Source organism: Mesorhizobium sp. M7A.F.Ca.CA.004.04.2.1 (assembly GCF_004022825.1).
In the GTDB taxonomy this organism is placed as follows: domain Bacteria; phylum Pseudomonadota; class Alphaproteobacteria; order Rhizobiales; family Rhizobiaceae; genus Mesorhizobium.
The window spans coordinates 1-8603 of the sequence record NZ_RZPH01000155.1; the positions used below are offsets into that span (position 1 = coordinate 1).

General features: G+C 61.5%; 7 protein-coding genes, 1 tRNA gene and 1 pseudogene. 3 read left to right on the top strand and 6 right to left on the bottom strand.

Translation table 11 applies throughout. The features are described 5' to 3' along the window. From proA to obgE, 3 genes and pseudogenes are all read right to left on the bottom strand, one after another. Positions 1–142: pseudogene (proA, locus tag EN893_RS39120) on the bottom strand (gamma-glutamyl-phosphate reductase); the annotation flags it as partial. Positions 143–145: 3 nt separating this feature from the next. Further along, positions 146–1336, bottom strand: coding sequence for a glutamate 5-kinase (gene proB, locus EN893_RS09825; protein WP_127266817.1), 1191 nt, complete (start codon positions 1334–1336; stop codon positions 146–148). 4 nt (positions 1337–1340) lie between these two features. Then, positions 1341–2372 (bottom strand): GTPase ObgE, encoded by a 1032-nt coding sequence (obgE, locus tag EN893_RS09830; protein ID WP_127266818.1) that lies wholly within the window; start codon positions 2370–2372, stop codon positions 1341–1343. Between the two features lie 134 nt (positions 2373–2506). On the opposite strand from obgE, the gene EN893_RS09835 reads away from it, so the two are divergent. Then, positions 2507–3376 carry an endonuclease/exonuclease/phosphatase family protein gene (locus EN893_RS09835; RefSeq protein ID WP_127266819.1) on the top strand — a complete coding sequence of 290 codons (870 nt, stop codon included), beginning with the start codon at positions 2507–2509 and terminating at the stop codon, positions 3374–3376. A 178-nt stretch (positions 3377–3554) separates the two neighbouring features. On the opposite strand, the gene EN893_RS09840 is transcribed toward EN893_RS09835, so the two are convergent. From EN893_RS09840 to EN893_RS09850, 3 genes are all read right to left on the bottom strand, one after another. After that, entirely contained in the window at positions 3555–4142 is a 588-nt protein-coding gene (locus EN893_RS09840; protein ID WP_063173273.1) for a GNAT family protein, read from the bottom strand. Positions 4143–4261: 119 nt separating this feature from the next. Further along, entirely contained in the window at positions 4262–4531 is a 270-nt protein-coding gene (gene rpmA, locus EN893_RS09845) for a 50S ribosomal protein L27 (RefSeq protein WP_013529063.1), read from the bottom strand. A 97-nt stretch (positions 4532–4628) separates the two neighbouring features. Then, on the bottom strand, positions 4629–5294 hold the full coding sequence (locus EN893_RS09850) for a 50S ribosomal protein L21 (RefSeq protein ID WP_127266820.1): 666 nt from the start codon (positions 5292–5294) through the stop codon (positions 4629–4631). Between the two features lie 408 nt (positions 5295–5702). On the opposite strand from EN893_RS09850, the gene EN893_RS09855 reads away from it, so the two are divergent. After that, positions 5703–5792, top strand: a tRNA-Ser gene (locus tag EN893_RS09855). Positions 5793–5906: 114 nt separating this feature from the next. Beyond that, positions 5907–7229 (top strand): integrase, encoded by a 1323-nt coding sequence (locus EN893_RS09860; RefSeq protein WP_024502873.1) that lies wholly within the window; start codon positions 5907–5909, stop codon positions 7227–7229. Positions 7230–8603: the final 1374 nt, after the last annotated feature.

The window sequence follows — 8603 nt, forward strand, 5'->3', positions numbered from 1 at the left end:
CCTCTGCCATGGCGAGGAGTGCGGCGTTCTTGGCGGCGGTCGTGGCAATGGCCAGCGGTCGGGCGGCAGCGCGGGCACAACGGCCGATATCGGCCATCGTTGCTACGGTGTCATCCCCGGATTTTTCATGCAGTTTCAGCATGGCTCATCCTCCGCTTACATCGCCACCGACCGTGACTTGGTCACCGGCCCCTGTTTGGTCGCCGGCCCGTACTTGGTCACCCGAATGGCTCACCACAAGGTCGTCGCGGTGGATCATCGCCGAACGCGCCTCGTAGCCGAGCACGGTTTCGATCTCGGTCGTCTTCAGGCCCGCGATCCTTACGGCATCGGCCGCATCGTAGGCAACCAGCCCGCGCGCGATCTCGCGGCCCTCGGGCGACAGGATCGCCACCGTGTCGCCGCGCGAGAAATTGCCGCTGACCAGCTTGACGCCGGCCGGCAGCAACGACTTGCCCGACAGCAGCGCACCGATGGCGCCGGCATCGACCGTAAGCCGGCCGGCCGGTTCGAGCTGGCCGGCGATCCAGGTCTTGTAGCCCTTGACCGGGTTGCTGCTCGGCCGAAAGAAAGTAGCGCGCTCGCCGCGTTCGATCGCCATCAGCGGCGACAACCGCGTGCCCGACGTGATGATCATCGCGGTGCCGGCGGCGGTGGCGATCTTGCCGGCATCGAGCTTCGTGCGCATGCCGCCGCGCGACAGCTCGGAAGCGGCCGCACCCGCCATCGCCTCGATATCGGGCGTGATGCGGTCGACCACTGGAATGAATTTGGCCTGGGGGTCACGCGCCGGCGGCGCCGTATAGAGGCCATCGATGTCGGAGAGCAGTACCAGGAGGTCGGCGCCCATCATGGTGGCGACGCGAGCCGCCAGCCGGTCATTGTCGCCATAGCGGATTTCGGACGTCGCCACCGTGTCGTTTTCGTTGATGACCGGCACCGCCTTCATCTTGAGCAGCGTCGAGATCGTTGCCCGCGCATTGAGATAGCGGCGGCGCTCCTCGGTGTCGCCGAGCGTCAGCAGGACCTGGCCCGATTTCAGGCTGCCCTTGCCGAGCGCATCCGACCACGCGCCGGCCAATGCGATCTGCCCGACGGCTGCCGCGGCCTGGCTCTCTTCGAGCTTCAAGGCGCGCTTGCCGAGACCAAGGATCGTGCGGCCAAGCGCGATGGCGCCGGACGAGACGACAAGGATTTCAGCGCCGCCCTTGGCCAGCGCCGCAATGTCGTCGGCGAGCGAGGCCAGCCAGTCGCGCTTCAGGCCTGTCGCGCGGTCGACGAGCAGCGCCGAGCCGATCTTGACGGTGATGCGCCGATATTTTCCCAGCGACTGCATCGTCCTACTTTTCCCAGCGCGTCTCGACTGGCGCAGCGATCTGCGCACGCGCCTCGGCCACCACCGACATCAGCGCCCGCAGCACCGCCTCGACACCCTCGCCGGTGACGGCCGACAACAGCATCGGCGCGCGGCCGGCGGCGCGCTTCAGCGAGGCGACTTTCTTCTTGCGCGCATCGGCGTCGAGCGTGTCGACCTGGGACAGTGCCACGATCTCGACCTTGTCGGTCAGGCCGTTGCCATAGGCCTCAAGCTCCGCGCGGACGGTCTTGTAGGCTTTGCCCGGATTTTCCTCCTGCGCCGAAACCAGATGCAACAGCACACGCGTGCGCTCGACATGGCCAAGGAAGCGGTCCCCGATGCCGACACCCTCATGCGCGCCTTCGATGAGGCCCGGAATATCGGCGATGACGAATTCGCGCGCGTCGATGCGGGCAACGCCGAGGCCGGGATGCAGCGTCGTGAACGGATAGTCGGCGATCTTCGGCTTGGCCGCGGTGACGGCGGCCAGGAATGTCGACTTGCCGGCATTCGGCAGCCCGACCAGTCCGGCATCGGCGATCAGCTTCAGCCGCAGCCAGATGTTGAGCTCCTGCCCCGGCAGGCCGGGGTTGGCGCGGCGCGGCGCCTGGTTGGTCGAGGTCTTGAAATGCTGGTTGCCGAAGCCACCATTGCCGCCCTTGGCGAGCAGAAAGCGCTGGCCGACCACGGTCAGGTCGCAGATCAGCGTCTCGTTGTCTTCTTCGAACACCTGCGTTCCCGCCGGCACTTTCAGCGTGACATCGGCGCCCTTGGCGCCGGTCATGTTGCGGCCCATGCCGTGGACGCCGGTCTTGGCCTTGAAATGCTGCTGGTAGCGGTAGTCTATCAGCGTGTTCAACCCGTCGACGGCCTCCAGCCAGACATCGCCGCCACGGCCGCCATCACCGCCGTCCGGCCCGCCGAACTCGATGAACTTTTCGCGCCGGAACGACACCGAACCAGCGCCACCGTCACCGGAGCGGATGTAGACCTTGGCTTGATCGAGAAATTTCATGGGATTGTACAGTTTCTACTAGTGGCCTTGCGGCATTGCTCTAAACCTTGGCCCTTGCTCTAAACCAAGGCGCGGCGAAGGGCGAGGCCGTTTTGTGACAATGGCCGCGCGGGATCGGCCGGAGAGATGCCGGAATGAAGCTTGTAACCTACAATATCCAGTACGGCATCGGCCTCGACGGGCAGTACGATGTCGGACGCATCGCTGATGCTGTACGCGGCGCCGATGTGATCGCTCTGCAGGAGGTGACCCGCAACAATCCCAGGAACGGCGGCCGCGACATGGTCGCCGAGATCGGCGAGGCGCTGCCCGACTACTTCGCCGTCTATGGCAGCAATTTCGAGGCCAATATCGGTTCGCACATCGACAATGGCCGCGCCATCACGAAAACCTTCCAGCTCGGCAACATGGTGCTGTCGAAAACGCCTATTCATCTGTCGCGCAACCTGCTTTTGCCGCGCAGCCGCAGCTTTGAGATGATGAACTTCCAGCGTGGCGCGCTGGAAGCGCTGATCGAGACGCCGCTTGGTTTCATCCGCTTCTATTCCATCCATCTCGATCACCGCAGCCCCGTCGAACGCGCCAGCCAGATCCAGTTCCTGCGCCAACGCATGCTGAACTACGCGCTCGAAGGCGGCGCGCTGTCCGGCGTCGCCGAGATCGGCCTGCCGGAATTGCCGCATCCCGAAGCCTTTGTCGGTATGGGCGATTTCAACATGTTGGCCGGCTCACCCGAATATATCGAACTCGCCGGCCGGCCGGATCATGAATTCGGCATGCCGCTGACCGCCGACTTCGCCGTTGATGCCGCCTTGCGCCTGAACGCCACCGGCGACGATCTCATCAGCTGGGTCGATCCCAGGCAACCCACCGATCCCAGCCGCCACAAGCGCATCGACTACATCTTCACCAGCGCGTCGCTCGCCAGGTCCCTGCAGCGCCTGTGGGTCGACCGAAAGGCCGTCGGCTCGGACCACCTGCCGGTCTGGGTCGAACTGGGCTGATCCAAGTTTGCCTCCCATTGGTTTCGCGCCGTACCCGATGTGTGTCGAGATTCAGGTCAGGCCGAGCCGAGAATAGTGGCTTCCGAGAACCGGAGCGGAGTGTACTTTTCGTACGCGAGCACCGGAAGCGCAGGAAACCGCCATTCGCAGGCCGGCCTCACCTGAATATCGGCACACATCAAAAGTGGACCCAGTTCCGCAAGCTCGTCCAGGTCTTGCGATCGAGCCGGTAGCGCTCGACGGGAACCTGGCCGGCGACAATCGAGTTCAGCATGCCCTGGCCGGCATATTGGAACCCGCATTTGTGGATGACGCGGCGCGAGGCCGGATTGATGACCCGTGTCGAGGCATGCAGAACCTGGATCGACGTCCTCTGGAAGGCGAGGTCGACCAGCGCGTGCGCCGCCTCGGTCGCATAGCCCTTCTTCCAGTGCGGCTCGCCGATCCAGTAACCGAGCTCCAGCCCGCGATCGGTGGTGTTGAGACCGGCGCAGCCGACGAAAGTGTCGGTGCCGGCCAGCGTCAGGGCATAAGCGATACCGGCCCGGCGCGACTTGGTCATGGCCAGGAAAGAGCGCGCCTCGGCCTCGCCATAGGGGTGCGGCATGCGGGCCAGCATTTCGGCGACATGGCGGTTGTCGGCAAGTTCGACCAGTTGCGCGATATCGCCTTCGTGAGGCGCCCGCATCACCAGTCGCTCGGTGACCAGCACCGGACAATCTATCGCGTAACTTTCGTCTTCTGAGTCTTCCGCTTCGGCAACCATTTGAAAGTCCTCCAGGCACAAGAAAAAGGGGAGATGGAAACCCATCTCCCCTGATCCTTTTCCTGGCTTTGCCAGACACCGGTCCCGAGATGGGCGCCGGTGTTCTAGTGCGGAACCGGCTACTCCGCGGCTTTGGCAATCGGGTTGACCGATACGTAGGTTCGGCCGTTGGCTTTTTTGTTGAACGTCACGGCGCCGGTCTCGAGCGCAAAAAGCGTATGGTCCGTGCCCATGCCGACATTGACGCCGGGATGCCACGTGGTGCCGCGTTGACGAATGATGATGTTGCCCGGGATGACGGCTTCGCCGCCGAACTTCTTCACGCCCAGACGCTTGGAATGCGAGTCGCGACCGTTGCGCGACGAGCCGCCAGCTTTCTTGTGTGCCATCTAACTAACTCCGTTGCGCCGCAAGGCGCCTAAAAGGCCTTATGAACGCGTTCGCGTTCCGTTTCAAGTCCGATCCGGCGACCAGGTCGCCAGAAAATTACTTCGCAGCCAATTCCTTGGCCTGCTCGCGCCAGTCCTTGATCTGGTCGGCGCTGAAGGACATGTGCTCGTCGATCTTGGCGACATCCTTGTCGGTCAGCTTGGCGAGCTGCGCGAAGGTGATGATGCCCTGCTCGTTGAGATCCTTGGCTGCGACCGGGCCGATGCCCTTGATCACGGTCAGATCGTCCGGCTCACCCTTCGGCGCCTTGAACAGCGGCACTGCCGCGGTCTCGGCTGCCTTGGCCTTGGGCTCCTTCTTCGGCGCGGCTTCCGCCTGCACCTCGGTGGCGGCCTCGGCCTTCACCTTCTTCGGCGCCTTGACCGATGCCGTCTTCGTCGGCTTGGCGCCACCCAGCAGGATCTCGGAGATCCGCACGGTGGTCAAAAGCTGACGATGGCCGATCTTGCGGCGCGAATTCTGCCGGCGGCGCTTCTTGAAGGCGATGACGGTGCGGTTCTTGCCCTGCTCGACGACTTCGGCGGTGACCACCGCGCCATCGACGAACGGCGCGCCGAACGTGACATTCTCGCCTTCGCCATGTGCAAGGACGTGGCCGATCTCGACCATATCGCCGACATTGGCTTCGACTTTTTCGATCTTCAGGAGATCGTTGGCGGCAACGCGATACTGCTTGCCACCCGTTTTAATGACTGCGAACATTTTTTGCCTTTCGCTGTTCGGTCGGCCTTGATGAACCGCCTGAGGCAGTTCAGCCGTCTTTTTGTCAGTCTGCGGGTTCAAAAAACAAGCGGCGCGGAAGAACCCTCCACGCCGATTGCGCGCTGTCCCTAACCGAAGGTTGGGGGCGAGTCAAGGCAAACCAGCCGCGCCGTTTCGAGACCGTCATTGGCGGGCACGGACCGGCTGTGCCGACATGCCCACGGCGTTGCCCCCGCCTGGGCTGAGGATGGGTGACTGGTCGGCAATCTGCCTCGGGCCTCGCTGTACCCACCAGCCCGTGAATCCGCCGCTTGCCAAGCAAGCCAAATAACTGACGGATTGGCCTTGTAACCTGCCCGTTCAGCCGTTATCTAGTGCGCCGCGCCGGCAACGGCCGACCATGACCGCGGAGAGGTGGCAGAGTGGTCGAATGCACCGCACTCGAAATGCGGCATGGGTGCAAGCCCATCGGGGGTTCGAATCCCTCCCTCTCCGCCATATAGCTTCCATAAAAATCCTTTCCTTTCAAAAGCTTCCTTGTTGCACTTGACCAGCACGAAGCGAAACATATCTTAGACTGTGTAACAAACTGTGTAACATTAGAGAAAGATAATGCGACGTTCCGCAGCGCCAAAGCCGCATAAACGTGAAGGCATCTGGTATCTCGTCCGCAGGGTGCCGAAGGAATTCGCGGCGTTTGATCGCCGCTGCCTAGTACGCATTTCCACGGGCGTCGCCGTGGCTGACGATCCCCGCGGTGTACGGGCGCGAGATGCAGTGCAAAGCCTCGGCGCGGGGCTGGAGGCGTATTGGCGTAGACTGCGGGAAGGCCAATCCGCCGAGGCGGGGCTGCGTTTCGAAGCCGCGAGGAAGCGCGCGCGGTCATTTGGATTGGCCTATCGCACTAACGAGGAACTAGCAGCGGGGCCGCTCGACGAACTCATGGCCCGTATCAAGCTGCTCCTCGACAAAAAATCGATCGAGGACGCGCAGGACGTCTCGGCCGTCATGGGTGGGGAGAAGCGGCCAGCGGTCCGCCTGAGCGGTCTTATCAAGGAATTCGAGACGATCGAGCAACAGAACTTGCTGGCCATGTCGCCCAACCAAATCAAGAAATGGCGTAACCCCAAAAAGCGCGCAGTTGCCAATCTGGTTGGAGTCATTGGCGACAAGGAGATCGCAAGCCTCACTCGGGACGACGCAATCGCGTTCCGCGAGTGGTGGCAAAAGCGGATCGTTGAGGATGGACTTGATATCGGTACGGCCAACAAGGACATCGGCCATGTTTCGAAAATGCTGCGCGTCGTCGATCTGACTCACCAGCTCAAGCTGGAGCCGGTTTTTCGAAACCTGCGTCTTTCCGGCGCCGTCCCCGGGCAACGCGCTGCGTTCACAGCGGAGTTCATTCAGGAGAAGATACTCGCTGAAGGCGCGCTCGACGGACTCAATGACGAAGCCCGCCATCTAATCTATGTGATTGCCGATACCGGACTCAGGCTTTCTGAAGCGGCAAACCTCACCACCGAAACAATCCACCTCGATCGAGAAATCCCGCATGTGCGGGTGCGCCCCAATGGCCGTCGCTTGAAGACCGGTCATTCAGCCCGTGACATTCCCTTGGTTGGCGGCGCACTTGCAGCCATCAAGCTCCATCCGGACGGCTTTCCTCGTTATCGCGACAAGGCCGCGTCACTTTCAGCGCTCGTCAACAAGGTGCTCGCCAGCAAGGAACTTCTGCCGACTTCCGAGCATAGTCTTTATAGCCTGCGACACACTTTCGAGGACCGGCTGACGGCAGTTGAGGCGCCGGAGAAGGTAATTGCTTCTCTGATGGGCCACAAATGGATCCGGCCCAAATACGGCGCGGGACCTTCGTTAGCGCAAAAGCGCGAGTGGCTCCAAAAAATCGCTTTTACCCCGCCCGGGCGAATGTGATTGCGGCGCCATCCAGGCCTTGAGAACCAACCTCACGGCTCCAGCTGTCCGAGCCATTTAGGTTGAGCGTGGCCAGCACGCGCTGCGCTCGCTCGCGATTTCCGAGCTTCCGCCGCATTTGTTCGACCTCGTATTCCAGCCTTTCGAAGGTCGGTATATAGGCATCTCCATGCCGGATGACCAAGTAGGCGGCAACAGCTAGACACCATTCTAGCTCCGTGGCCGATGGATCGGAAAAAGGGGCGACGCCATACCAAGACGAGCAACGCCTCTCGAGGGCTTCCGAACTAGGCAAACGGCCAGCATGTGGCATGGGAAAGAAACCTATGCCTGATCGACGAACCTAAAGTGCTCACGAAGCTTGACCGGTACGCGGGCCATCGGAGGGTTCTGCCTAAAACCGCCAAAAATTTTGAAACACCCATTCATCCGGCTCGAATTCAAAGGGATCGGCGATTTTTGGGTTATGGCTTGCAAGCATAGTTCAGCCCAGACAAGAACGCCTGATATCTTGTCGTGCACTGTCACCCTGCCAAATATGGTGCCGGCGACAACGGCAGTTTGGCGAGCAGAAGAATTCCCGAGACTGAGACGTTCTACGGCTTGGCCCATGTTCGCGCTCCTCCTCGATTGGAGACAGGATGGGCCATATGGAAGCGAATAAAAGGAGGTTGGTGACGAGTCTCGGTAGTGGAGTAGAAACGGGTGGAAAAGCTTGCGCTATTCGCCATCGGCGCCGCTAAACGCATTTGAGAGAAGGGGCAGCGATCGCCAAGAGATGACGTCCGATCGCAAGCCGGCTAGAAATGCGACAGTGACGCGCCTTTTTTGGCACGACCTTAGCACCCGATCGGGCCTCAGCTGGTCGTCGTTGCGCAGCCGATCGGGTGCGATTTTTATAAAGCTCTCTTGGCTTTAGCTTTGAGAGCCCGTCATCGAGACAAATGCAAGGGAACGGTCCGCCCCCTGGGGACATTCGACATGCCGTGGCAGCTTCCTATGGTGAGCCAGCGCATTCCGATACACGTTTTCCGCGCTCTACCGTTGCTCCAGCACCTGTGCTGAGGCTGAGCGCTTGATCAGGACCCGACCGCTGCTGTTGCGGGATGGTGACTGGGTTGAGGTCGCGAAGACCTTGACCGCGGGTACGTTGTTCATCCCGATGAGCGCTGAGCCGAGAAGCAGCCAAGAACGCTTCCCGTAATCGAATCCTACGGGAACCGCGAAACCAGCGTCCAAAGGACGCAATTCTCCGACGTCGTTCACTCAAGCTCATCTCGCAACTTGAACGCTTGTATGAAGCCGCTGCATGTGCGCCGGTGGACCGGATTGCTGCTATCCAAACCACGTGCTCAGTTTCGCCCCGTAATAACT